The 1,256-nt window shown below is 61.5% G+C and carries 1 protein-coding gene; it reads left to right on the forward strand.

Features of this window, described 5'->3' with window-relative positions:
* Positions 1-220 precede the first annotated feature (220 nt).
* The gene (locus BUQ68_RS22550; RefSeq protein WP_175577890.1) at positions 221-895 is read left to right on the forward strand and encodes a M48 family metallopeptidase; all 675 of its coding nucleotides are present in this window, start codon (positions 221-223) and stop codon (positions 893-895) included.
* Positions 896-1,256: the final 361 nt, after the last annotated feature.

Consider the following 1,256-nt stretch of genomic DNA (forward strand, 5'->3'; position numbering starts at 1 on the left):
ATTTGACAGCGGCCCTAGCATTCTCGCCTTGCGCAATCTCTGACAGGATCTTTAGTCCAGAACTCTATCGCGCCTTGCGGAGTTCTCCCGTTCGATGTGCACCTGTCGATCGTTCCTACCGAAAGCCAGCCCGTGCGGACTGAGCCGCCGTCGTATCCTCGGCTTTCTCGCCGTCGGAGTTGCCGCACCGGCTCTAACCGGATGCGACCAGATTGGTGCGTTGTTCGTCTCGCAGGAAGAGGTGGAGCGGCTCGGCGCGGAGACCTGGGCGCGCCTCAAGGCGTCTAAGGCAGCTTCCCGCGACGCCGGCGCCCGGCGGCAATTGCAAGAAGTCGCGTGGCGCCTCCTTGCGGCCACTGGAGAACAGCCGTCCCGTTGGGAAGTTGAAGTTTTCGCCGAACCCACCATAAACGCCTTTGCGCTCCCGGGTCGCAAGATCGGCGTTTACGAAGGCATGATCAAAGTGTCAGCGGGCGAAGGTGGCCTCGCCGCGATTATTGGTCACGAGATCGGACATATAGTTGCCGAGCACTCGGCAGAGCGGGTTACGGCGGAGCTCGCGCGGCAATGGGGCCTAAGGCTTGTATCCTTCCTGCTTGAAATCAACGACGTCGCGTTTGCTCGGGAGATCGCTGGTATCCTGGGCATTGGGGCTGAATTCGGATTGGCGCGGCCGTATGGGCGGTCTCAGGAGCGTGAGGCCGATCGGCTCGGAGTGTTCATGATGGCGCAGGCTGGATTCGACCCACGAGACGCGGTCGCGTTGTGGCACCGCATGGACAAACTCGGCAGCGCCGGCATACCAGCCTTCCTTTCTACTCACCCCGCGCCGGCAGACCGGGCGGAGGAAATTCAAGCCATTATACCTGAGGCACTCGCGGCAGCGCGGGGCTGATTGGCGTGTTACGCGAACACATCCGCGGTGACCGGAAAGGCATTGCCAGGCTTTGAATCAATGCTGCGCGTAGTTACACAAGCATTTTATCTAAGGTTATACCGACCAGGGCTGCACCGGCCCTCTGCGATGCACTGGTCTTCCAGTCTGTGCATCAGCGCCGAATTATCCTTTTCGGCTCAATAGAGCGGAACCCGACCTGATGGAATCGCGAGGGATTGCTGTGCGTCGATCAGGATGAGACGAGCGCGTCAATCTGGATGAGAGCGGTTCGGCGAGGTCGGTTCGCAGGGAGGGCGTAGCCCGACCGGAGAGCCGACCCCGCCGAACCGCGGCCGCCCGTTGTCGGGACGGCTGTCGG

Origin of the sequence: Mongoliimonas terrestris, assembly GCF_001927285.1 — a bacterium.
Classification (GTDB): Bacteria; Pseudomonadota; Alphaproteobacteria; order Rhizobiales; family Pleomorphomonadaceae; genus Chthonobacter; species Chthonobacter terrestris.